At 36.9% G+C, this 26,389-nt stretch carries 13 protein-coding genes and 1 pseudogene; 6 read left to right on the top strand and 8 right to left on the bottom strand.

All coding sequences use genetic code 11. The features are described from left to right. Positions 1 to 73 precede the first annotated feature (73 nt). Together HLV59_RS14970 and HLV59_RS14975 are read right to left on the bottom strand one after the other, a co-directional pair. Positions 74 to 367 carry a hypothetical protein gene (locus HLV59_RS14970; RefSeq protein WP_031947468.1) on the bottom strand — a complete coding sequence of 98 codons (294 nt, stop codon included), beginning with the start codon at positions 365 to 367 and terminating at the stop codon, positions 74 to 76. A gap of 245 nt (positions 368 to 612) precedes the next feature. Continuing rightward, positions 613 to 1,197 (bottom strand): recombinase family protein, encoded by a 585-nt coding sequence (locus HLV59_RS14975; protein WP_130121101.1) that lies wholly within the window; start codon positions 1,195 to 1,197, stop codon positions 613 to 615. A gap of 830 nt (positions 1,198 to 2,027) precedes the next feature. Between HLV59_RS14975 and HLV59_RS14980 the strand changes: the two genes are divergently transcribed. Both HLV59_RS14980 and HLV59_RS14985 read left to right on the top strand, forming a co-directional pair. Then, entirely contained in the window at positions 2,028 to 2,615 is a 588-nt protein-coding gene (locus HLV59_RS14980) for a recombinase family protein (RefSeq protein WP_025469665.1), read from the top strand. A 600-nt stretch (positions 2,616 to 3,215) separates the two neighbouring features. Continuing rightward, the gene (locus HLV59_RS14985; protein WP_005075196.1) at positions 3,216 to 3,602 is read left to right on the top strand and encodes a hypothetical protein; all 387 of its coding nucleotides are present in this window, start codon (positions 3,216 to 3,218) and stop codon (positions 3,600 to 3,602) included. 76 nt (positions 3,603 to 3,678) lie between these two features. Here the strand turns inward: HLV59_RS14985 and HLV59_RS14990 are convergent, their stop codons facing one another. After that, positions 3,679 to 4,086 carry a hypothetical protein gene (locus tag HLV59_RS14990; RefSeq protein ID WP_171430282.1) on the bottom strand — a complete coding sequence of 136 codons (408 nt, stop codon included), beginning with the start codon at positions 4,084 to 4,086 and terminating at the stop codon, positions 3,679 to 3,681. A 628-nt stretch (positions 4,087 to 4,714) separates the two neighbouring features. Continuing rightward, positions 4,715 to 5,339, bottom strand: a pseudogene (locus HLV59_RS14995) (hypothetical protein). A 730-nt stretch (positions 5,340 to 6,069) separates the two neighbouring features. On the opposite strand from HLV59_RS14995, the gene HLV59_RS15000 reads away from it, so the two are divergent. From HLV59_RS15000 to HLV59_RS15015, 4 genes are read left to right on the top strand one after another with little or no spacing between them, the layout of a single operon-like run. Further along, a complete protein-coding gene (locus HLV59_RS15000) occupies positions 6,070 to 7,728 on the top strand; it encodes a glycoside hydrolase family 88 protein (protein ID WP_171430283.1) in 1,659 nt (552 codons plus the stop codon). A 44-nt stretch (positions 7,729 to 7,772) separates the two neighbouring features. Further along, positions 7,773 to 8,522, top strand: a complete 750-nt coding sequence (locus HLV59_RS15005) for a CatB-related O-acetyltransferase (protein ID WP_130121103.1) — start codon at positions 7,773 to 7,775, stop codon at positions 8,520 to 8,522. Positions 8,523 to 8,570: 48 nt separating this feature from the next. Then, positions 8,571 to 10,112 (top strand): glycosyltransferase, encoded by a 1,542-nt coding sequence (locus HLV59_RS15010; RefSeq protein WP_171430284.1) that lies wholly within the window; start codon positions 8,571 to 8,573, stop codon positions 10,110 to 10,112. Further along, positions 10,112 to 11,149 (top strand): peptidase MA family protein, encoded by a 1,038-nt coding sequence (locus tag HLV59_RS15015; protein WP_171430645.1) that lies wholly within the window; start codon positions 10,112 to 10,114, stop codon positions 11,147 to 11,149. The genes HLV59_RS15010 and HLV59_RS15015 overlap by 1 nt, the downstream gene beginning before the upstream one ends. Positions 11,150 to 11,278: 129 nt before the next feature. Here HLV59_RS15015 and HLV59_RS15020 read toward each other — a convergent pair whose 3' ends face one another. The 4 genes from HLV59_RS15020 to HLV59_RS15035 all read right to left on the bottom strand — a co-directional run bounded on the left by HLV59_RS15020 (position 11,279) and on the right by HLV59_RS15035 (position 26,123). Continuing rightward, positions 11,279 to 20,884 carry an ABSDF2314 family large adhesin gene (locus tag HLV59_RS15020; protein ID WP_171430285.1) on the bottom strand — a complete coding sequence of 3,202 codons (9,606 nt, stop codon included), beginning with the start codon at positions 20,882 to 20,884 and terminating at the stop codon, positions 11,279 to 11,281. A gap of 375 nt (positions 20,885 to 21,259) precedes the next feature. After that, positions 21,260 to 22,456, bottom strand: coding sequence for an HlyD family efflux transporter periplasmic adaptor subunit (locus tag HLV59_RS15025; RefSeq protein ID WP_171430286.1), 1,197 nt, complete (start codon positions 22,454 to 22,456; stop codon positions 21,260 to 21,262). After that, positions 22,453 to 24,594: a type I secretion system permease/ATPase gene (locus HLV59_RS15030; RefSeq protein WP_171430287.1), complete on the bottom strand. Its 2,142-nt coding sequence runs from the start codon at positions 24,592 to 24,594 to the stop codon at positions 22,453 to 22,455. The genes HLV59_RS15025 and HLV59_RS15030 overlap by 4 nt, the downstream gene beginning before the upstream one ends. Next, positions 24,591 to 26,123, bottom strand: a complete 1,533-nt coding sequence (locus HLV59_RS15035; RefSeq protein WP_171430288.1) for a TolC family outer membrane protein — start codon at positions 26,121 to 26,123, stop codon at positions 24,591 to 24,593. The genes HLV59_RS15030 and HLV59_RS15035 overlap by 4 nt, the downstream gene beginning before the upstream one ends. Positions 26,124 to 26,389: the final 266 nt, after the last annotated feature.

The raw sequence follows: 26,389 nt of genomic DNA on the forward strand, positions 1-26,389 counted from the left end.
AAATCAAAAATATAGAGATTTAAAATTCATACTAATTTCAACTAACAAAATAAGTATTTTTAATATTTAAACGCTAACAACCACAGATCCAAAACATATTATAGACAATAAGAGCTGGAGCATTTACAGGATAAGTACCACTATCCAACACCTTATATAACCTACTCTTATACTTAATAGTTAATAATTTTTCTTTTCGGTCTACCACCATGCCAACTCTATAAATGAAATAAAAAGAATCATTATTAGTTATTCTTCTATATACAAACTGCACATAATCTTCTTTCTGAATTTTGGAATGATCAACAACAATAAAACCATTACATATAGAGCACCTCCATTTCTCTAAATCAATATTCATATCCATATTTAATTTTACCAGATCATAAAAATCAAACACATAGCTATACAATACAACCTTTAATAAATTAAAATTATTTTATATAACATATACAACAATATGAATAAAAAATAAAAATATCAATATGAATTTAATTTTAAAATTAATTTTTAATTTAATAAGCATTAAATTAAAAATTAAAACACAATTTAAATCACAACAAAAACTAAATCATTTTAATCCATCATTTAACTCTAATATTAATTGTTTAATTAATCATTGGATTTTTCAATTATTCTTTGTATTACAGTCCTTGAAACTGCAAGATCCTTAGCTAAAGAATATACACTAAATCCTTTTTTAAATTTATTAATAACATCCTGTTTTTGATCATCCGTTAATTTTTCAGGTCTACCTACCTTTTTAGATAATCTATAGTTTTTTTGTGCAGCTTGATCAAATATGAAAAGTTCTTCAAAACCAATACTAATTTCAATAAAATGAATTAAATTATTTTTAATATCTTCTTTCAACTCACTATTTGTATAATCCAATATAATTAATTTAATTTTCTTTTTTTCAATTAAAATAATTGTAGATAATATTTCTTTAAAACTATTTCCTAAACAATCAATACCTTTAACAATTAGAAAGTCCCCCTCCTCCAAGGAATAATTAATTAGATTATAAAAAATATTTCGTATAGTAATAGATTTATCTACTGATACCAATTCAAGAATAACTCTATTTGGATGAACTTTATGATCAAAGCTTGCTAGTAAAGAAATAAAAGATTCTTTTTCTTTTTGCAAATCATCAATATTTGAATTTATTCGTATATATGCATAAATACGCATAGTCATCCCCCTCTATCCCTTAGAGTGATGTGAAGTATGTCTAATAAAGTAAATTAAAATCAAAAAATACTTTTAGATCTTCACTTATTGATTGTTATATGATTAGTTTATTAATTTCATACTTTTATAGTAGTGTAATTATTACCATATTTCTACTATTTTAAAATTCCAATGATCACAACAACAAAAATATAATATGTTAAAATATTATATAAAGATTAAATAATTGCCTAAAAATTACTTTAATTTTTATATTTAAAACTTACAAAGCAGCATAAGAAAATTATAAATATAGTCAAATATTAAAACTATATATATTTTAAATATTAATAAAAAATATAAATTTATAATTTTCATAAATTATTTTACAGAAGTGTTTTAAAACCATGTTTTTTATTTTTAATAAATTTAAACACATAGTTATAAATCAAACTGATATATTAAAAAAATACTTTTATATCAAAAAGATATATAAAATATCAAAAATCTTCTGATTTCCTATATGATATTTTGTTTTGTTATGTATATTCAAATCATTCTATTAAAAAAATAAAACTAGATTTTAATATTAGATTAATATTAAATTTAGAAAGTCTTAAGCAACAAGGTAATTAAAGATGAAAAGAAATACCCAGAAAAGCCCAATAAAATTATTAACTAATATAATAACAATGATTAAAAATGTGATAAACAGTGAAGCTCAATCTATGCATTTAATTAATGTGTTTTAAACAGTGTATAGTACACTTTTGTGATTTAGTTCATGTTTTTTTTAAAAAAATAAGATGCTAAGATTTGTTTTGTTTTTGTTTAATTTTGGTGTTTTTAATATGCGTACATATGCCTATGTTAGAATAGAGCCTAATTTGCAATTTGAATTTTCTAGATATATCTCTTTTTTTAGTGAGTATGGTTATAAAATTCAAAAGAATAGATTAGTAGTAGAAGAAGTATCTGTTGATAAATCTATTATTTATAGAGATAAATTTCTTAACTTAATAAGTTATTCATTAGAAGAAGGTGATATTTTAGTGATAAAAAGCATGGATTGCTTGGGTAATAGTTTTGAAGAAATTTTAAGTATAGTTGATAAAATTGATCAAAAAAAAATCCGACTGATATGCTTGGATTATTCTAAAAATGAAATTAATGGTGACTTGAAAATTTTCTTCCTTCATTTTCTAAAATTATCTGCTGAATTTGAAAAATTGTTCAAATCTGACAACAAAAAATTCAAAGATCACAAACCTGCAAGAAAAGTTGGTAGGCCTGAAATATTGAATAATGAACAAAAAAATAGAGTGATTGAGTTGTTCAAAAAAGGCTATAGTGTGTATTCACTCGCTAAAGAGTTTTCAGTTACAAGAACTGTAATCCAAAGAATTTTAAACAATGCTTCGAAAAGTAACACATTGTAATTATTTAAATTTTATTTCAAAACCCATTAAATGCATATGGAATGATATAAAAGGGAATCGTAATGAAATATATTTCATTAGTAAAATTTAATCCTTTACACAATATAAATTATAGGAAATATTGAATTTTAAGAAAATTCGATAAGATATTGATATATATAAACATATTTAAAATATTGTTATATTTTAAATTTATTTTTTATTAATGATAATTTATAATGGCTCTATATTAATTTACTTTTTCCTTACAATTTTAAATTACTTTTTTCTTTTTACTCTTCTCTATAAAATCAGGATTAATTAGTTATACACCATAAAATAAACTTTATTTTCAATTGATTATGAAATTAATTTGCGCAAATATATAATTTATATATATTTACTATTGATTATATTATATTTACAAAGTAAAGTTGTTTTCAATGAAATAACTTAATCAAACTTTTAAGTTAATCTTGACAGTGTTAAAAAATTTCAAATGTTAGCTTAATAGTTTAATCTTTTAAAATTCATAATTTTGAGTTTTGAATCAAATAGTTTAATGCTTTCAAGCCATTATTATGAAAATTTATTTATTTTTAATTTTGATAAACACTTAATATGAATGATCTTTTTTGGAATTCCTCACTAGGCTCAGCAACAGGTGAGATTTATATTCCCAAAGGACTTGGGCCCTTTCCAGGCATAATTATGTTTGATACAGGATCAATAAAAAGCACTAAAACTTACGCTACTTTCTATGCAGAAAAAATGAAAGAAATAGGTTTTCTCTCTTTTTTAGTTTCATTAAATTTAAACCAATCAAGTAATTATAAAATTAATGAAATAGGTTCTGCTATAGAATATATTTCAAATCGAAAAGAAGTAAATAATAACATATATTTAATAAAAATTGAAAAAAATAGTTTTCTAGATCTAAATATAGAATTATATAAAAATTATTTTCAGGCTATCGTTTCAATCAATTATTTTGATTTAAATAACTAATATTTTAAAAATTGTTTAAATAAATTATAGTGGAGATTAAGCTATTCGAGCTTAATCTCCACTATGTACTTAATTATCAAAAACCGTGGCTTACAGATGATTTGGAAACATAAATTGAGTTTTGTGGGTTCGCATCTTCGACCCAACACGATTTAGGGACATTAACTTCCTCGCCACTTACTAAAGTAATCTTTGTCTGCTTCAACTCACTAATAGTATTACTCGCAGCATAGTAATGATGTTTATCACAAATCACTGTCTTCTTATGATTATTTGTATATTTAGCAGCTTTATCTGCTGTAACCTCACCTGTACCAAAGCTAGGATTGGCTGATTTTTCTGCTATTAAGTACAATTTATGATTCGCAATTGTATTAATAGAAGGTGGTGAATAAACCGATTGATGTCCATATGGTTGATTTATACAACCTGTTAAGATTAATGTGAATGAAAATACGATTTGAGTTAGAATTAAATTCTTCATTAATTTTAATCCTCATGTTAGATATATAAACATCCATTTTTATAAATCCCATCTTAAATTATAATTTAGAAAGTTTGGATTATTAACAATAGATATACCCCAATGCATTTAAGTGAGATTTAACTTTACACTCTTAAATTAGATAAAAGAAATCAATATAACTTTAAGTTCTTTATTAATTAAGAAGAGTCCACAACCTAGGTGGCTGTGGACTTAGTGAATATCACTTAAACCTGAAATACGAGGATAGTTTCATAATAAAAATCCTCGAAATTATATTTACATGAGACCACATCCATATCAATTAAAAATTAAGCAAATTCAATAAAAAAATTCTTGCTTAAAAATTATCGTTATTTTACATGCACTAAGATCATGCTATTTAAAAAAAATGTTTTAAAATTATGTTTTAAATATTTAAATTTCAAACATTATAATAAATTTAAAAGATAAAATCCTCTCACAATTTATTGTTCAGAATTTATATTTTTAAAGACTATATTTTTTCTCATCTCAATTTTCATTTCATTTCATTTATAAAATTTATATTTAAGTAATAAAAAATTGAATAGATCATTTTATAAATTTAATGCGAGCTAATATTTTAGTATTCGCGTAAAAGTGATTCCTATGAGTGATATAACGAGAATACTTTTATTATTGTATGCAAATAAATAGTACGCTTATAGATTTCCTGCTTGGTCAAGAATATTTAAGGTTGGCAATCCCCTTGCACACATCCCAGCTATCTTTATAGCTTTCTCAGCTACATCATGATGAGAGCCGTCAATTGCTTGTAAATTTATGATATTTGACGCCCAAGATAATTGAATCAACTTATCATGAAGTACCTTTTGAGAAACCCAAGGCACAATACTGTCATTTAAATCCCCTACTACAAATACTCTATTCGCTGGATGCTTAGGTGTAAGTGCAGTTATTGCATCTACAGCTTCAAATAGTCTTGGATCAGGCGTCTTACCCAATGCTTCAGCCTGTATTTTTGGTGATGAAGGAGCTGAACTTGGAACAGCACATAATATATCAGTCCTTTTTGATAATAAGGCAGATACAATATGGCCACCACCACTATGCCCAACTAACACATAGTTAAGAATTTGATGTCTTTGCTTAATTTTATTTAATGCTTCAGACATTAATAAAGATTCTAATGGCTTTCTAGCACCATTATGCACACCAGATGATCCATAAATCCCTGGACGAGCTACAAAAATATATGGGAAATTATACAACTCTGTGGACCAAACGACTGCTTCATTAACTTTGTCCTGTGGTTTTTTGTTAGTATATGATAAAGGTGCTACTCCTCCTACAATTGCTACATCACCAGAAAAATACGCAATTGCTCTATTATTAATTTGATTTTCGAGTAATCCGGCAGAATAATATCGTATGCATTCTTTATATGAGTAACCATTTAAATTCACTTCAGCCCAAACTGTTCTTCCGATTCCCGAATTGTCCAATTGTGTACATTGTGCTTGGGTCGAAGTAACAACTTTATATGCATCATCTCCGATAAAATTTCCATTTGTTAAATCAATACTAACTGTTTCAGCAAAGCTATGATTAGCACCTAAAAACATCAATAAAGAAATTATTTTTTTCATAATTAACCTTTTTAATTCAAATAAATTTTAGACAATTAAATTAACAATCAAGATTAATTAACACAACAAAAATAGAAATATTAAAATTATATAAAACATATAATTAATTTATTTTATCAAAAAAATAAACTAGGACACATAAAATTATGTTTTAAACCATGCTAAAATTAAAACACATGAATTAAATTTCGAATAATTTTAAACATAACTAAAGCCTTAAAATCACTTCTAGTACAACAAAAAAACCAATACAATAATAAGCAGAATTAAATATCACTCTATTATTTTTTAAGAAAGGAATTAAAACAATTTAATTGTTTTCTAGCCAAGATTAACTTAATTAGGTCGCAATATGCTACATCAATTAAAATATTTAGATTTAAGTAATTTAAAAAATCAGATCAGTGAATGGATATCACTATATGATCAGACTGACTCTGAAAAAAAAATAGTCTTTATCTCATATGGTTGCCTAGATCAACGGTGTAAAGTTTTTTCAATTGCTAGTTCTGATATACAAAAACTGCAAAAAAAAATAAATAACTTTTTAGAAAAAATTTTTCTTAGAGATAAACGTTATCTAGGCTATATAAAACTTGATGTTGTAACTCACGTAGAAAAGAAAAGTTGGACCGATGTTACCCATGATATATCTAATCAAAAGCATAATAATCACTTTAGAAAAGGTATTAGTTTTGATAAAGATTTCAATATATGTTTTTTAGAACAAGAGATTTATGGGAATGCAATCATACGAGGAATTTCATATGATCAAAAAAATTTTATTGACCAAAATAATTTAAATAAAGCAATCAAGAAAAAATATTCTTCTATTCAAAAAGATTTAGAAATTATTAAAATTAAAGATGTATGGCTTTTTGAAACTGAAAGTGTATTTTACGAAAATGGTAAATTCATTAAACTTCAAAGTGGAGGTTGTGAAAATGGGGTTAGGTTCATTGATAAAAATGATAAATCTCATATTAAAGAAATAATTAATAAAAATTCTAGTTTCCTAACCAGTCAAATTTTAGAAGATGGGAAATTTATCTACGGCTATTTCCCTGCATTTAATAATGAAATTAAAAGCTACAATACAATACGGCATTGCACTTCAATTTATTCACTTTTAGAAACTTTTGAGATTGAAGAAAATAATCAATATTGGTCTAAAATTCACTTAGCTATTGAGTATAGCATCAAAAATTTTTATAAATTAATAGATGAAGATACAGCTCATATGATTGATGGAAATGACAATAATTATGAGATTAAGCTTGGTGCGAATGCAGCTACTATTTTAATGTTAACAAAATATCAGGAAATTACTAAAAATAAAAAATATCTAGAATATGCAGAAAAAATAGCAAATGGTATTATGCAAATGATTGATAAAACAGGAAAAACTACTCACATTCTGGAATACCCATCCTTGTCTATTAAAGAGAAATTTAGAATTGTTTATTATGATGGTGAAGCTGCACTGGCACTCTTAAGGCTTTATCAGTTAAATAATAATAAAGTTCTTTTAGATACTGTTAAGTTAATGTTTGATAACTTCATATCTAATTCATATGAAAAATATCATGATCATTGGTTAAGTTATTGTACGAATGAATTAACATTAGTATGTCCAGAAGTTAAATACTATCAGTTTGGTATAAATAACTATTTAAATCATATGGACTTTATTAAAAATCGTAAAACAGTATATGCTACTTTCCTTGAGATGATGATGTCTGCTTATAAAATGGTAAATCGTCTAAATATACAAGGTCATGAAAATCTATTTAAATCTTCTAAATTTGAAGAATTAAAATCTCTTATTCAGTTACGTGCTGAATTTCAACGCACGGGTTTCTTCTATCCAGAAGTTGCTATGTATATGAAAAAACCCAAGTCTATATTAAATTCTTTTTATGTAAGACATGATCGTTTTCGTGCTCGAATTGATGATCAAGAACATAATTTATCAGGTTACATTGCTTATTATTTACACTTCAAAGATTAGTTTCAAATCCAAAATTATTTAATAATGCAATTAAAGGTATTTTTATGAATAATGAAATATTTACTTTATCAAATGAAACTACAAATGTTGAGTTTTTTAAAATTGAAAAGAGTCTTAGTCGACTTAATATAAATATGTTTTTCCTTAAAAAAAATCCACATAAGCTTATTACCCTAAATAATGATTTGAAACTTGAAGGACATAATAATTTTTATAATTCTGTTCTAAGCCTTTGTACAATTGGTGCCTTCTCATACTCATCTTCTAATCTTAACTATGGAGTATCTATTGGCCGCTATTGTAGTCTAGCAAGTAATATCAAAATTATGGGTGCCCACCACTTCCCCGAGTGGATTTCTACTTCACCTCACTTTTATAGTGAGGACTATCATGATACTGATCCAGCATTAGTCACCCATAATTATAGAAGTCGGCGTAATGTTACTATTGGAAATGATGTTTGGATTGGAGCTGATGTTGTTTTAAAAAATAATATTACAATTGGTGATGGAGCAATAATTGCTTCTAATAGTGTTATTACAAAGAATGTAGAACCATATACTATTGTGGGTGGTAATCCTGCCAAATTAATTCGTAAAAGATTCGAAGATACAGTCATTAAAGAATTAATGCACTTAAAATGGTGGAGATTTCATAAAAATGATTTAAAAGGTCTAAATTTTACAACCCCATCTGATTTCATAAATAATTTAGAAAAAAGAATTTATATGGAAAAATTAAATGAATACCACCCACAAATTTTTACAAAAAATGATTTACTGAAACCATCGTAAAGCAAACAAATCTTTTATGTTGTATAAATTATAAAATGGTTATTTATTATGAAAACTCAATATTTTTTTCTATTTCCAAAAATTGACCAAAAGAAAAATGGATTGGTTTTTGCTCTTTTAAAGCGCGCAAAAATACTAAATGAACAATTAGGTATTAGCCCCACAATTATTACTACTGAATATGATCGCTCACTTGCAGAAAATTATTGGAGCCTTATATCTACAAACTTAGCTCCTCCTTCTATTGGATATCTCAATTTATATGGTGATTTTCAAGGAACTCATCTAAAACTAGCTAATAAAAAAATTCATAACCCTATGGTAGAAATGTTTAACAGTAACATTTTAAAAACTATAATTCCTTTCACCTACAATCAACGTTTTCATGATAAAAATAATAAAAACTATTTGTACGAAATACGGCAAAATGACTCTCCTACTTTAAGTTATGTGAATACTTTCAAAAAAGGTGTAAAAACAGGACGAATTATTTATGACTCTTATGGTTATCTTAGTTGTATTCAAGTCATCAACCCAGAAAATCAAATGATAATAACTGAAACATATTATCATACAGAAGGTTATCCAGTTATTATAAAAAACTATCAACTCAACGAAAAGAATAAAAATATTGTTTCAAATATTTTTTTATTTAATAAACAAGGTGTTATTAATGAGGTTTTCGATACTGAGTCTCAGCTCATTCAGTATTGGTTCCTAAAAATCTCTAAACTTTATAAAAATGATCTAATGTATATTCTTATCGACCGTGCAATTCATTTCTATGAACCACTTAGAGAGATAAAACAAGAAAACATGCGATTTATTGGGACAATTCATGCTACCCATTTAAATGGTCATGATATTCAAAATTCTACAATTAATCGTCATTATCGTAGCTATTTTAAATATAGTAATGAATTAGACGCACTAGTAATCTTAACTGAACGCCAAAAACAACATATTCAACAGCGCTTTGGAATGAAAGAGAAATTATTTGTTATTCCACATATATATGAAAAAACTATTGATCATGTCAATTTTTCAAACAGAGATCCAATGTTTTGCTTAACTATTGCTAGATATGATAAAGCGAAAAATTTAGATAGCTTAATTAGGGTTTTCAAAAAAGTTGTAGAAGTAATCCCCAATGCTTATTTAAACATTTATGGTTTTGGAAGTGAGCATAACTTCTTACAAAGTCAAATTGATGAACATCAGTTAAATAATCATATTAAATTGATGGGCTATAATGAGAATACTGATGCTTTATATAATAAGGCAAGCTTATTCCTTTTTTCTAGCCGATCTGAAGGTTTCGGTATGGCAGTTTTAGAAGCCCTATGCCATGGCTGCCCTGTCGTGAGTTATGACATCGATTACGGACCATCAGACATGATTAATCATGATGAAAATGGCTATTTAGTTACTTTTCAAGATGAAGAATTATTTGCACAGAAAGTAGTTTCTTTATTAAAAGATGAACACAAACGGCTTAAACTTAGTGAAAATGCATATGCATGTAGTCGACTCACAGATCAAAAACAATTTGCCCTAAAATGGCAAGAGCTTTTCCAGGCTATTCAGTAATGTTTTTTATGCATAAAAAAACTTTGGTTTTATTATTCTCTACATTTTGTGTATCTACTTATATTCATGCAAAAACTGATTGTTATTCAAGTAGCCCTCCTGTTGTTAAACAACTTGATCAAGTCTATTATGGCATGAATAATCTGCGTATTTTTTACACTACTTCTGGTGATAATGCTTTAATATTTCAGCAGGATAAAAATCTAAATCATGTTCCTGACTATGTAGAAAATATTGCTATTCAAGCAAATACCATACGAAAAGCTTGGTCCGTTTTAGGCTACCAAGATCCTTTGAATAGTCCACGCTATAAAAATAACGTCGAATATATTGATATACAAATACAGAAGCTTGATGGGCTCGGACTAGCTTATGATGAACCCCATCGACATTCCAATAATCCATTAAAAAAAAATGCTTGTGCTCTAATTATTCTTATTAGCAATAATATTCCAAATCTAACTACTGACTCTTCATTAATATCACATGAATTATTTCATCTTTATACCTATGGTTATACGATGTTTAAGCAACCTTGGCTGACAGAAAGCTTGGCAGCTTGGTCAGAAGGGATTATCAGAAAAGATAAGTTTGGTACATATGGACAAAGAAATTTGCCGACAAATGAAGAAGATTTTGACAAATACATCTTGCAAAGAACTTATAGGACATCTCAATTATGGAACCGTCTTTCTACACTTGTAGATACATCTGATGGAAAACTATTTTTACCCTCTTCTCTCATAAAACAGAGATACACTGATGGACAACCTGTTTTTCAAGATCAATATTTAAAAGGAACCGTCTTTATGAAAAAGTTTCTTGAAAATCTTGGAAGACAAGATCAACAAATTTCTATTTTAAATAATTGGAATTTATATCATTGGAAAGAAATTGATCAAAATTCAGCTCATTTCAACACACAAATTTTAGATACATTATTGATAACTCTAGAAAGCAAGAACGAACGTAATATAGAGAAAAATGAATTTAAAAGACTCTTAAAAAAAATTATAAAAAATAAAAAATCTAGTTAATTTTACTTTCAAAAATATTAAATAAGCCATTTACTACGACTAATGCTTTTAAAAACTGTTTTTCAATAAAAAAAGAGAAGGCACTGGTGCCTTCTCTTTTATTTACAGATTTCTATCAACAACAATCAATTAAAACAACAACTGATTATTATTCAATAACTCATCCAGTGTTGTATCTGTATTTTTCAATACAATGAGATCAGTTGAGTTATAGGTATTTCCAGTACCATCTCGATCAATACTAATCAAAGTATTACCCGCACCGTCAGAAGTAACAGACACATAATTAGAGATATTGCTTGCATTAGCGCCATTTAACAATGAACTAATATCAACTTTATCACCTTGTGCCAAATTAAAGTCAGTCCATTCATCCTTACCATTGCCACCTGTTGCATCAGCAGCGTTCAGTAAGTTATAGACAACTGTATCTGCACCAGCTCCAGTAGTAATAATGTCGTGGCTAGCGGTACTGATGGTCTCACTACCAATATTCACGGTCAAAGTTGCAGGTGTACTTTCATCACCTGTTGCAGCAACCAGTTTATAGTTCAATGTAGCGACATCACCAGAAGTAGCAGAACTATTTGCTGTGAACGTATATGTTCCATTTGCCGAAACAACGAATGTACCATCCTCAACCGTGATTGTTTGACCATTCGCTTGTACATATGTACCAGGCGAAGTTTCTACAAATACTTTTGTACTTGCTCCACCCGTTACATCTACACCATTACCAGAATCATCTGTTAACAAGTTACCCGTAGCAGTTACCGTCGCACCATTACCAACGAATTGGTCATAATGTGTGAAAGTAGCATTTACAGTAGTGTTGACAGTAGTTGTATTCGTTCCAGCAATCAGAGGAATATTAGATTCTGTGCTACCAAACACGACACGCCATTGACTAGCAGTGTCTGATGCAGAAACCTGATAAGAGCCACTGATCAACACAGTACCGCCAGCATCACCTAAGATTGGTGATGAATGTACAACAGAAGCTGATGCTCCAGGTTGAGTTGTCCAAACACCATTCACAAGTTTTTGCACTTGATAACTGAAAGTATCACCATTAGCAGAGCTATCGAGGATACCACCTTGTGTAGTTACAGAGAAATTAAGCGATGCGGCAGTATTTGCAGCGACATTAATCACATCGCTTGTATCACTACCAGCAACTGAAGTAGCAGCGCCAAATAACGGTTTCGTACTACTTGCAGCCATACTACCCGTATCAACAGTTGTATTGGTTGATGGAACTAATGTAATCGCAGCTGCTGCTGTATTATCAGTTGCCGTCAACTCTACTACACCATCTTGAGTTGGATCTTCTGGCCATGTGATATCAAGATCATTTGTATCAATGCGAACATTTAAAGTCGCTGTATCTTGATGCCCGTCACTATCCTTAATGGTGTAAGTGAAACTATCTACTTTACCTAGACTATTTGGAATGGTGAAATCACGGATGTATTCATAATTACCATTCTTATCAATAAACAACTCACCATATTCACCTTGAATACGAGTAAATGCTTCACTGTCTTGTGGTAGAGCAGTTGTCACACCATCTTCATTAGCAACACTGATAACCGTTGCTGTTTCACCAGCATGAATCACATCAGCAACGTCCGTTGGATTTTCAGGATTATTTGCTGTAATCACATTACCTTTCGCAACGACATCACCATAATCACTCAACACCTCGTTGGTAACAGAAATTGAAGCGATACCAATTCCTGTAACTTGTACGCCCTCACCTGGAGTTAATACAAGTGCATATTGTCCTTCAGGTAGATTACTGATGGATGCTCCACCTCCCATGACGCCTAAACCAACTCCAAGCATGGATCCAGCATTATCTATTTTATTATAGAGCTCATATCCACCCGTATTCTCGTTATAACGAAGAATATTAAGGTCATAAGAACCAATACCACCACCTATTAGAACTCCACCAAAAGATACATCAAACGATGCAATTCCACCTTCAGGTACAGTCACTGTAATTGGTGTTTGACCTTTCAAGTCAATAATTGGCCCAATCAATGATAATGATGGGAAGGTTACTAACGCACCACCCGGAATATCAGGATTAGTTACTACAGGATTAACCTCACTTAATACCGTAGCAATATCATCAATAGCATCAATGAAAACTGGAACTATAGATGTGACTGGTAATGAAGTATTACCTGCTGCATCTGTCGCTGTTGCTGTGACAACATCGCCAGTTACTAATGTGCCAGGATTAGCTACAGACCAAGTACCATCACCTTCTGTAGTAGTAGTAATGGTACTACCATCTGGGAAGGTTACAGTTACTGTTGAACCTGGTTCTGCCGTACCTGTGATCGGATCAACATCATCCAATTCATCAATAGCAATTACTGGAGGTACAGTATCTACAACTTCTGTTGCCGGTACTGATTCATTACCTGCTGCATCTGTCGCTGTTGCTGTTACAACATCGCCATTATTCAAGCCTGGATTCGGTACTGTCCAGCTTCCATCTGTACCTGCAACAACTGTTGCTGTGGTGCCATCTGGATAAGTCACTGTCACTGTTGAACCTGGTTCTGCCGTACCCGTAATCGGATCCGTGCCATTGATTGGGTCAATCTCTGGTGCAGTCGGAGCCAATGCATCTACAACTTCTGTTGCCGGTACTGATTCATTACCTGCCGCATCAGTCGCTGTTGCTGTTACAACATCGCCATCATTCAAGCCTGGGTTCGGTACTGTCCAGCTTCCATCTGTACCTGCAACAACTGTTGCTGTGGTGCCATCTGGATAAGTCACTGTCACTGTTGAACCTGGTTCTGCCGTACCCGTAATCGGATCCGTGCCATTGATTGGGTCAATCTCTGGTGCAGTCGGAGCCAATGCATCTACAACTTCTGTTGCCGGTACTGATTCATTACCTGCCGCATCAGTCGCTGTTGCTGTTACAACATCGCCATCATTCAAGCCTGGGTTCGGTACTGTCCAGCTTCCATCTGTACCTGCAACAACTGTTGCTGTGGTGCCATCTGGATAAGTCACTGTCACTGTTGAACCTGGTTCTGCCGTACCCGTAATCGGATCCGTGCCATTGATTGGGTCAATCTCTGGTGCAGTCGGAGCCAATGCATCTACAACTTCTGTTGCCGGTACTGATTCATTACCTGCTGCATCTGTCGCTGTTGCTGTTACAACATCGCCATCATTCAAGCCTGGATTCGGTACTGTCCAGCTTCCATCTGTACCTGCAACAACTGTTGCTGTGGTGCCATCTGGATAAGTCACTGTCACTGTTGAACCTGGTTCTGTCGTACCCGTAATCGGATCCGTGCCATTGATTGGGTCAATCTCTGGTGCAGTCGGAGCCAATGCATCTACAACTTCTGTTGCCGGTACTGATTCATTACCTGCTGCATCTGTCGCTGTTGCTGTTACAACATCGCCATCATTCAAGCCTGGGTTCGGTACTGTCCAGCTTCCATCTGTACCTGCAACAACTGTTGCTGTGGTGCCATCTGGATAAGTCACTGTCACTGTTGAACCTGGTTCTGCCGTACCCGTAATCGGATCCGTGCCATTGATTGGGTCAATCTCTGGTGCAGTCGGAGCCAATGCATCTACAACTTCTGTTGCCGGTACTGATTCATTACCTGCCGCATCAGTCGCTGTTGCTGTTACAACATCGCCATCATTCAAGCCTGGGTTCGGTACTGTCCAGCTTCCATCTGTACCTGCAACAACTGTTGCTGTGGTGCCATCTGGATAAGTCACTGTCACTGTTGAACCTGGTTCTGTCGTACCCGTAATCGGATCCGTGCCATTGATTGGGTCAATCTCTGGTGCAGTCGGAGCCAATGCATCTACAACTTCTGTTGCCGGTACTGATTCATTACCTGCCGCATCAGTCGCTGTTGCTGTTACAACATCGCCATCATTCAAGCCTGGGTTCGGTACTGTCCAGCTTCCATCTGTACCTGCAACAACTGTTGCTGTGGTGCCATCTGGATAAGTCACTGTCACTGTTGAACCTGGTTCTGCCGTACCCGTAATCGGATCCGTGCCATTGATTGGGTCAATCTCTGGTGCAGTCGGAGCCAATGCATCTACAACTTCTGTTGCCGGTACTGATTCATTACCTGCTGCATCTGTCGCTGTTGCTGTTACAACATCGCCATCATTCAAGCCTGGATTCGGTACTGTCCAGCTTCCATCTGTACCTGCAACAACTGTTGCTGTGGTGCCATCTGGATAAGTCACTGTCACTGTTGAACCTGGTTCTGTCGTACCCGTAATCGGATCCGTGCCATTGATTGGGTCAATCTCTGGTGCAGTCGGAGCCAATGCATCTACAACTTCTGTTGCCGGTACTGATTCATTACCTGCTGCATCTGTCGCTGTTGCTGTTACAACATCGCCATCATTCAAGCCTGGGTTCGGTACTGTCCAGCTTCCATCTGTACCTGCAACAACTGTTGCTGTGGTGCCATCTGGATAAGTCACTGTCACTGTTGAACCTGGTTCTGCCGTACCCGTAATCGGATCCGTGCCATTGATTGGGTCAATCTCTGGTGCAGTCGGAGCCAATGCATCTACAACTTCTGTTGCCGGTACTGATTCATTACCTGCCGCATCAGTCGCTGTTGCTGTTACAACATCGCCATCATTCAAGCCTGGGTTCGGTACTGTCCAGCTTCCATCTGTACCTGCAACAACTGTTGCTGTGGTGCCATCTGGATAAGTCACTGTCACTGTTGAACCTGGTTCTGCCGTACCCGTAATCGGATCCGTGCCATTGATTGGGTCAATCTCTGGTGCATCTGGCGCGGTTGTATCTGAATCGCTGTCAGAGTCAGAATCGCTGTCAGAGTCTGAGTCGCTGTCAGAGTCAGAATCGCTGTCGCTATCAGAATCAGAGTCGCTGTCAGAGTCAGAATCCGAGTCACTGTCAGAGTCTGAGTCGCTGTCAGAGTCAGAATCGCTGTCAGAGTCAGAATCGCTGTCAGAGTCAGAATCGCTGTCGCTGTCAGAGTCTGAGTCGCTATCAGAATCAGAGTCGCTGTCAGAGTCTGAGTCACTGTCAGAGTCAGAATCGCTGTCGCTATCAGAATCAGAGTCGCTATCAGAGTCTGAGTCACTGTCAGAGTCTGAGTCGCTGTCAGAGTCAGAATCGCTGTCGCTATCAGAATCAGAGTCGCTGTCAGAGTCAGAATCCGAGTCGCTGTCGCTGTCAGAGTCTGAGTCACTGTCAGAATCGCTGTCAGAGTCTGAGTCGCTATCAGAATCAGAGTCGCTGTCAGAGTCAGAGTCGCTGTCGCTGTCAGAGTCAGAATCGCTGTCGCTGTCAGAGTCAGAATCGCTGTCGGAATCAGAATCGCTGTCGCTGTCAGAGTCAGAGTCGCTGTCGGAATCAGAGTCGCTGTCAGAGTCAGAATCGCTGTCGCTGTCAGAGTCAGAATCGCTGTCGCTGTCAGAGTCAGAATCGCTGTCGGAATCAGAGTCTGAGTCACTGTCAGAGTCAGAATCGCTGTCAGAGTCAGAATCGCTGTCGGAATCAGAGTCGCTGTCAGAGTCAGAATCCGAGTCACTGTCAGAGTCTGAGTCACTGTCAGAATCGCTGTCAGAGTCAGAGTCGCTGTCGCTGTCAGAGTCAGAATCGCTGTCGCTATCAGAATCAGAGTCACTGTCAGAGTCAGAATCGCTGTCGGAATCAGAGTCTGAGTCGCTGTCGCTGTCGCTGTCAGAGTCAGAATCGCTGTCAGAGTCAGAATCGCTGTCGCTGTCAGAGTCAGAATCGCTGTCGGAATCAGAATCGCTGTCGCTGTCAGAGTCAGAATCGCTGTCAGAATCAGAGTCGCTGTCAGAGTCTGAGTCGCTGTCAGAGTCAGAATCGCTGTCGCTATCAGAATCAGAGTCGCTATCAGAGTCTGAGTCACTGTCAGAGTCTGAGTCGCTGTCAGAGTCAGAATCGCTGTCGCTATCAGAATCAGAGTCGCTGTCAGAGTCAGAATCCGAGTCGCTGTCGCTGTCAGAGTCTGAGTCACTGTCAGAGTCAGAATCGCTGTCGGAATCAGAGTCTGAGTCGCTGTCGCTGTCGCTGTCAGAGTCAGAATCGCTGTCAGAGTCAGAATCGCTGTCGCTGTCGGAATCAGAATCGCTGTCGCTGTCGCTGTCAGAGTCAGAATCGCTGTCAGAATCAGAGTCGCTGTCAGAGTCTGAGTCACTGTCAGAGTCAGAATCGCTGTCGGAATCAGAGTCTGAGTCGCTGTCAGAGTCTGAGTCTGAGTCGCTATCAGAATCAGAGTCGCTGTCAGAGTCTGAGTCACTGTCAGAGTCAGAATCGCTGTCAGAGTCTGAGTCGCTGTCAGAGTCAGAATCGCTGTCGCTATCAGAATCAGAGTCGCTATCAGAGTCTGAGTCACTGTCAGAATCGCTGTCAGAGTCAGAATCGCTGTCGCTATCAGAATCAGAGTCACTGTCAGAGTCAGAATCGCTGTCGCTATCAGAATCAGAGTCGCTGTCAGAGTCTGAGTCACTGTCAGAATCGCTGTCAGAGTCAGAGTCAGAGTCAGAGTCGCTGTCGCTGTCAGAGTCAGAGTCGCTGTCGGAATCAGAGTCGCTGTCAGAGTCAGAATCGCTGTCGCTATCAGAATCAGAGTCACTGTCAGAGTCAGAATCGCTGTCGGAATCAGAGTCTGAGTCGCTGTCGCTGTCAGAGTCAGAATCGCTGTCAGAGTCAGAATCGCTGTCGCTGTCAGAGTCAGAATCGCTGTCGGAATCAGAATCGCTGTCGCTGTCAGAGTCAGAATCGCTGTCGCTGTCAGAGTCTGAGTCGCTGTCAGAGTCTGAGTCGCTGTCAGAGTCAGAATCGCTGTCGCTATCAGAATCAGAGTCGCTATCAGAGTCTGAGTCACTGTCAGAATCGCTGTCAGAGTCTGAGTCGCTGTCAGAGTCAGAATCGCTGTCGCTATCAGAATCAGAGTCGCTGTCAGAGTCAGAATCCGAGTCGCTGTCGCTGTCAGAGTCTGAGTCACTGTCAGAGTCAGAATCGCTGTCGGAATCAGAGTCTGAGTCGCTGTCGCTGTCGCTGTCAGAGTCAGAATCGCTGTCAGAGTCAGAATCGCTGTCGCTGTCAGAGTCAGAATCGCTGTCGGAATCAGAATCGCTGTCGCTGTCAGAGTCAGAATCGCTGTCAGAATCAGAGTCGCTGTCAGAGTCTGAGTCACTGTCAGAGTCAGAATCGCTGTCGGAATCAGAATCGCTGTCGCTATCAGAATCAGAGTCGCTGTCGGAATCAGAGTCGCTGTCGCTATCAGAATCAGAGTCGCTGTCGGAATCAGAGTCGCTGTCAGAGTCAGAATCGCTGTCGCTGTCAGAGTCTGAGTCGCTGTCAGAGTCAGAATCGCTGTCGGAATCAGAGTCTGAGTCGCTGTCGCTGTCAGAGTCAGAATCGCTGTCGGAATCAGAGTCGCTGTCAGAGTCTGAGTCACTGTCAGAGTCAGAATCGCTGTCAGAGTCTGAGTCGCTGTCAGAGTCAGAATCGCTGTCAGAATCAGAGTCGCTGTCAGAGTCTGAGTCACTGTCAGAATCGCTGTCAGAGTCAGAGTCGCTGTCGCTGTCAGAGTCAGAATCGCTGTCGGAATCAGAGTCACTGTCAGAGTCAGAATCGCTGTCGGAATCAGAGTCTGAGTCGCTGTCGCTGTCAGAGTCAGAATCGCTGTCGGAATCAGAGTCGCTGTCGCTATCAGAATCAGAGTCGCTGTCGGAATCAGAGTCGCTGTCAGAGTCAGAATCGCTGTCGCTGTCAGAGTCTGAGTCGCTGTCAGAGTCAGAATCGCTGTCGGAATCAGAGTCTGAGTCGCTGTCAGAGTCAGAGTCGCTGTCGGAATCAGAGTCGCTGTCAGAGTCAGAATCGCTGTCGCTATCAGAGTCTGAGTCGCTGTCAGAGTCAGAGTCGCTGTCAGAGTCAGAATCGCTGTCGGAATCAGAGTCTGAGTCGCTGTCGCTGTCAGAGTCAGAATCGCTGTCGGAATCAGAGTCGCTGTCAGAGTCAGAATCGCTGTCGCTATCAGAGTCAGAGTCGCTGTCAGAATCAGAGTCGCTGTCAGAGTCTGAGTCGCTGTCAGAGTCTGAGTCTGAGTCGCTATCAGAATCAGAGTCGCTGTCAGAGTCAGAATCGCTGTCGCTGTCAGAGTCTGAGTCACTGTCAGAGTCAGAATCGCTGTCAGAGTCTGAGTCGCTGTCAGAGTCAGAATCGCTGTCGGAATCAGAGTCTGAGTCGCTGTCGCTGTCAGAGTCAGAATCGCTGTCGGAATCAGAGTCTGAGTCGCTGTCGCTGTCAGAGTCAGAATCGCTGTCGGAATCAGAGTCGCTGTCAGAGTCAGAGTCGCTGTCAGAATCAGAGTCGCTGTCAGAGTCTGAGTCGCTGTCAGAGTCAGAGTCTGAGTCGCTATCAGAATCAGAGTCGCTGTCAGAGTCTGAGTCACTGTCAGAGTCAGAATCGCTGTCAGAGTCTGAGTCGCTGTCAGAGTCAGAATCGCTGTCGCTATCAGAATCAGAGTCGCTATCAGAGTCAGAATCCGAGTCACTGTCAGAGTCTGAGTCACTGTCAGAGTCTGAGTCACTGTCAGAGTCAGAATCGCTGTCGGAATCAGAGTCGCTGTCAGAGTCAGAATCGCTGTCGCTATCAGAGTCTGAGTCACTGTCAGAATCAGAGTCGCTGTCAGAGTCAGAATCGCTGTCGGAATCAGAGTCTGAGTCGCTGTCGCTGTCGCTGTCAGAGTCAGAGTCGCTGTCGGAATCAGAGTCGCTGTCAGAGTCAGAATCGCTGTCAGAGTCAGAATCGCTGTCGCTATCAGAATCAGAGTCGCTGTCAGAGTCAGAATCGCTGTCAGAGTCAGAATCGCTGTCAGAGTCAGAATCGCTGTCGCTGTCAGAGTCAGAGTCGCTGTCGGAATCAGAGTCGCTGTCAGAGTCAGAGTCGCTGTCGGAATCAGAGTCGCTGTCAGAGTCAGAATCGCTGTCAGAGTCAGAATCGCTGTCAGAGTCAGAATCGCTGTCGGAATCAGAGTCACTGTCAGAGTCAGAATCGCTGTCGGAATCAGAGTCACTGTCAGAGTCAGAATCGCTGTCGGAATCAGAGTCACTGTCAGAGTCAGAATCGCTGTCGGAATCAGAGTCTGAGTCGCTATCAGAATCAGAGTCGCTGTCAGAGTCAGAATCGCTGTCGCTATCAGAATCAGAGTCGCTGTCAGAGTCTGAGTCGCTGTCAGAGTCTGAATCGTTATTTAAATTATTATTTTTATCATCACTATCATGTGCCCACCACAAAATTCCTGCTGCGGTTAGCGGTACAGATAACCATGCCCATGGAGATGCAACTCCATCGTGATAAAGAAGCGGTTCTATACTATCAATATAACTATAAGTAATATTTTCTAATAATGCCCCGTTGGCATCAGTAAATTGTACCCAAATTAATTTATGATTGTTATCCTCAAAAACTAAGCTATTATCAGTTGAATAATTACTACCGTTAAAAAAATCAACTATTACTATTTGTTCACCATTTTTTAAAGTAATAATTGCATTTCGACCATCTTGTCTAATTTCGGAAACATCATCTTTATTTACTTTTATTAAAATAACAGATGCTTCGGAAAGAGAGACTGTATCCTTTGTCGTAATTTCTAAGGTTTCATGACTCTCCTTAGAAACTACCCTTATCTCTGACATATTTATTCCCCTTGTACAGGATTATTTAATTAAACCAATCCAATTTAAAGCCCTTATTTTTTGAAATAAGAAGAGCCCAAATTAAGGAATAAACTAGAGAAAACAAAAGCCAACCTCAACGCAAAAACCAATTATAAACATGAATCACGTCACGAAAAATGGGGCAAAAATAAGTTTGTTTATTAACCAAATAAAAAATTAAAATAATAAATATTGTTTTTCAAAAACTTATAAATAAATAATACTCACAATAGTGTTTTAATTTTTTTATGTTTTAAAACATAAATAATAAAAACCACATATTTAAAACAAAAATTTTTATTATTAATATCTATATAGCTTTTAAATATTTAAAAGCTATATAGATTTAATTTTTTATCTTTCTCTCAAAGCTTCTTTGGCTTTATTAAATGGTTTAAGTAAGTAATCGAGTATTGTTTTTTGACCAGTACGAATATCTACTGTTGCCACCATACCCGGTGTAATACCAAACGCTTTACCTTCTTTATTGTAAAGTTTATCGGAATCAGTGCGGATATAAACACGATAATAGAATTGGTCCTGTTTCACTTCATCACGAATGGTATCTGGTGAAATAACCGTAACCTTCCCTTTTAAACCACCATAAATTGAGTAGTCATAGGCGGTAATTTTAACCAGTGCTTCTTGTCCCGGACGAATAAAGGCAATGTCGCGCGGTAAAATACGCGCTTCAATAAGCAGCTGTTCATCAATCGGTACAATCGTCATCAATTTACCGTTTTGTGGAATAACACCACCATGGGTAGTGACTGCAATTTCTTTTACAACACCACGTACCGGTGCTCTGAACACTGCGCGATCTAAACTGTCACTACGACCCAGTACAATTTGTTGTTGCGTTTCGCTATCCGTATTCGCTTTAGATAACTCTTCACGCGCTTTCACATAGTACTGGTTCTGCGCATCATTCATTTTATTTTGCAAATCATTTGCTTCACGACGTAAACGTAAAACCTCAACCTCACTTGCTGCACCTTTAGCAACCAAAGGCTCTGTCATCGCCAGTTCTTGTTGTACTAACTGTAAAGCTTGCCTAAAACCCGCAAGGGTTTCTTCGAGATTGGCTCTGCGAGATGTATATAATGCAGTTTCTTCTTGTACTAACTTTGGTTCTTTCATCACAATTTCCGGAAAAACCAAAGGTGTACCGTTTACTTCCGCACGCAAACGCGCTGCTGTTGCCTGAGCAGAGATCAGTAAAGATCTTGACTCACCGACATTTGATGCAAAACGGGTTGGATCGAGCTGTGCAAGAATTTCGCCTTTTTGAACAATGTCACCTTCTTGTACATTCAGCTTGGTTAAGATACCGCCTTCTAAAGACTGGATGACCTGTTCTTTAGATGATGGAATGACTTTACCTGTACCGGTAGAAACTTCTTCAAGTTTAAATACCCACGCCCAGATAAAGAAAATAACCAAGCCAATGCCCACAATCCAGATCACTAAACTGGCACGTGGTAAGGGTGGCTCACTATAAGACACATTCATTGAACGGGTGAGTTGTTGTTCTTGTTGTGGTTCGCTCATGAATTACCCCCTTGGCTCACTTGTTTTTGTTGGGCTGTTGATTGATTGAGGACCTGATCTCTTGGACCGTCCATCACGATTTTGCCTTCATTCACGACAATAATGCGGTCCACCAGTTCTAAAACAGCGCGGCGGTGGGTCGCAACGACCAAAGTACGATGTGCCAGCCAACCTTTTAAATGATCAATCAGTTGTTTCTCTGCCACGTCATCAATGGCTGCTGTCGGTTCATCCAACAGTAAAATGTTCGGTTGACGAATCAATAAACGAGCCAGTAACAACCCTTGTTTCTGACCACCAGAGAAACCAACACCACCTTCTAAAATCAGGTGATCTAGCCCTTCTTTTTTCTCTTGAACAAAAGGTAATGCACCAGTCACTACTAGCGCACGAAGAATCTCTTCATCCGTTGCAAGCGGCGCACCTAAAGTGAGGTTTTCACGAATCGTACCGTAGAAAAGATGTGCATTCTGGTTAAGTAAACCCATATCACGACGTACATCAGACGGATCAATTAATGAAAGATCGAGACCATCTAAGTGTACTGCGCCTTGAGTTGGAACTTGCATACCAGATAGAAGCTGGAGCAGTGTTGATTTACCTGCACCGTTACGCCCCAATATGGCAATTTTTTCACCAGCACGAATTTTTAAATGACGGATTGCCAAACTTGGTTTCGGGTCTTCTTCGCCATATTGGAATAAGACACTTTTTAATTCGTAATCGCCATTTAAAACTGCTTTGTGTACCAGATGCGAACGATCTGCCTGATCGATCGGACGTTGCATGAGTTCATCAAGGCTTTGTTTGGCAACTTTTGCTTGCTGTAAACGTCCTAACACACCTGTAATTTGAGCAATCGGTGCCAACATACGTGAAGATAAAATTGAACAAGCCACTAACGCACCTGTAGTCATTTCACCTTCCATCACGGCAAAACATCCGACCAACACCACAAGTGCGTAGGTTAAGCCTTGAATCTTTTGGGTCCATGCCATTAAGGTGCCGACAATTTTACGCTGTCTCATCCCGATATCGGCTGAAACCTCGTTCATGTGGTTCCACTGGTTCTGAAAGCGAGACTCAGCACGTAATAACTTAATGTCTTCAATGCCCTGCACCGCTTCAACAAGAATAGCGTTACGGATTGAAGATTCTCTCATGCCCTCTTGTGCGAGTTGCGCTAACTTCTTCTGTGCCAGAATACCCGGCAAAAGCATAAGCGGTACAACCAGCAGCATCACCCAAAACAGTTTCCCACCAATAATCGCAAAAATGATCAGGAACAGGAAAAAGAACGGGAAATCGGCAATTGCACTAATGGTGGTTGAAGTCACCAGCTCACGAACACCTTCGAGCTCACGAATCTGGGAAATAAAACTACCTGTAGATTTTGAACGATCTTTATTCTTGATGCGTAGGGCATGGCCAAATACACGATCAGATACCCGTAAGTCAGCACGTTTTCCAATAATATCGGATAAATAAACTCTAGCTACACGTAAAGTAAACTCAAAAAGCGCTGCAATCAGTACGCCACCTGCCAACACCCATAAAGTCGGGATAGACTGTGAAGGTACAACACGGTCATAGACTTGCATTGAGAAAATAATGGTTGCCAGTGCCAACACATTGGCAATCAGTGAGGCAAACATAATGTCAACATAGCGTTTCCAGTCTCTTAAAACAATAGACCAGAACCAGCTTGCTTCGTATGGTTTGATATATTCATCAATACGCGCATCGGGAATAGACGTTTCAGGGCGCAAAATATAAATATTTTTGACCGTATCTTTCAAAGCACTTAAAGACGCATTTTGCGAAAGTCCCTGATCCCCACTAAACTGGATACTAACATTTCCTTGAGTATCGGCCTTATCAATTACACCGACCTGTCCGTCGTTAAACTCGACCATGACGGGTAAACGCCATGGATTAAGTAAATCTAAAGAAAAAGGTACTTTACGCAAATGGAGTCCAACCTGACGGGTCATTAACTGCAAAACATCATCAAGGTTTTGATTTTGGTTCCAGTCAAGTTGTAAACGAATTCTTTCTTCTGAAGGCTCAATTCTATAATGTTTAGCAATCGTTAAGACCGCCTGTAACCAGGGCTGGTAGTTTATTTTTGTCATCATGGTTGTACTTCGAACCCCTGAATTGAAATATTATTTAAGCCATAAGCTTGGCGGGAACGTCCTGTTGCCGAAATATACTGAACAATACTGCTGTAGATGTCATAACGTGCAGTTTCAAGTTCTGAATTGGCGCTATGAATGGCTTGTTCAGCATTCAGTAAGTCAACCAATGAACGTGTACCGAGTTTGTACTGCTCTTGATACAGTTCGCGTGTACGAACTGTTGTCGCTTGGCGGTTGGCTAAAACCTGCATTTGACGTTGTTTATTTTCAATTTGCTCACGGCTGGTTCTGATCTGATCGAGCACATCCAGATACACAGAATTCACTTTAGATTTAGCGGCTTCCTCTGCATAACTTGCCATTTTCACCTGAGAGGAAACTGCCCCACCTTGATAAAACTGGCTAGTGGCTTCAAGCATGATGGAACTATATAAACCGTCGTCTTCATTATTGTTTGGGTTTCTTCCGTTAATAGCCTGACTCAAAGAGCCTTTCACTGCCAAAGTTGGATAACGTGTTAAACGGGTCTGTTCCTTTTGAGCTTTAGCCACTTCAATGCCCGCTTGTGCAGCGATCATTTTTGGAATGGTATTAAACTCAGGTTCACTATAAAGACCAGATTGTTTCACTAAATCGTCAGGAATGATCCATGATTTATTAAAAACATCTACGCCTACCAGAGTTCTTAAATGTTGTTGGTACTGACGTAATAAAGATTGCTGTGCAATAAGTGTTGACTGCGCAGATTCTAAATATGTTTGTGCCTGAACTGGATCAGCTTGGCTACTAATACCAGCATTTGCACGTAAATTAGCGATTTCCTGAATTCGCTGAATACCCGCAATTTGCTGTTCGGCAATTTTATTTAATTGAAGATAGCGCTGAATGTTGATAATCGACTGAGCCACATCAAGTGCAATATCGTCAATGCTGACCAACACATTCGCCTGCTCGACTTGGAGTTTGGCTTTCTCAACCGATACACCTGATTTGACTTTACCAAAATCAAAAAGCATTTGAGTTGCAGATAATGTGAGTAACTGCCTTCCCCGCTCACCGCTACTCAAGTCACCTGTGGTAATACCACCTGAAATTTGGGGGTAATAACCCGCCTTCGCAACATCAATACCGGCATTTTGGCCAGCTAAAGTTGAAATGGCTTGAGAAATGTTAGGATTTCGTTGAACTGCATATTGAACAGCATCAACTAAACTGACTTGATTATTCCACATCGCAGTAGAAGTCGGTAAATAATTCCCATCATTTCCAAACCGTTGAAATTGGTTCTGATCAAAGCCTAAATTACTTAATTTTTGGAAGTCGATAGATCGATAGCTTTCATCTGGCGTGGGTTTAAAGAGCTTAGAAACTTTTTTTGTTAAGTTTTTTCCCGAGTTAACAGACACGGTCTCTGCTTTTGCGATTGATATTGATAAACTAGAAGCAATACAAAAATATAAAAAAAACTTCGTACCTGATTTGATTATAAGTTGTAAATCATTGGGGGGAAAAGGCAATTTACTCATTAGAAGATCTAATCTCTTGAAATATTTTAAAACAATCCAAAACTTATTTAAAAATTATTAACCCCCACACATTAAACAAATAATTTTCAGAATAATTTTCTTTTAAAAAAAATAAAGCGAAAAATGATTATTTTTTAAAAACATTAACTAAACAATTAATTTTTTTAAAATTTAAATTATAAAAATAGGTTTTAAACACATACATTTAAAACCTATCAAAGCTATACAATCCAGCAATTAAAGTAAAATTTTTAAATAAAAAAAAC

Source organism: Acinetobacter lactucae, assembly GCF_013122135.1.
In the GTDB taxonomy this organism is placed as follows: Bacteria; Pseudomonadota; Gammaproteobacteria; order Pseudomonadales; family Moraxellaceae; genus Acinetobacter; species Acinetobacter lactucae.